Below are 240 nucleotides of genomic sequence, written 5' to 3'. Positions count from 1 at the left end.
AGACAATCGTGATGACCGGTGCCAGCCGCGGCATCGGACGCATCGCCGCGGAATACATCCTTGCCCAGGAACCGGACACGCATGTGGTGATCCTGGCCCGCGGCCACGTCGATGAGCTGACCGCAAGAAGCAGGAACGTGTCGGTAATCCGGGCCGACCTCGCCTCTATGCGCAGTACCGCCGATGTTGCCGTCGAGGTGAAGAAGCGGCTCGATGCGGGTCTGCTGCCGCCCCTGCGGG

1 pseudogene is annotated in these 240 nt (G+C 65.4%); it reads left to right on the top strand.

Annotated features, from left to right (window positions below):
• Positions 1-11: 11 nt before the first annotated feature.
• Positions 12-240, top strand: a pseudogene (locus ACPYOM_RS23705) (SDR family NAD(P)-dependent oxidoreductase); the annotation flags it as partial.

This window comes from Monashia sp. HAY1-2A (genome assembly GCF_056755315.1).
The sequence above is the reverse complement of the archived record's forward strand: the minus strand, read 5'-3'. Positions and strand labels throughout refer to the sequence as shown.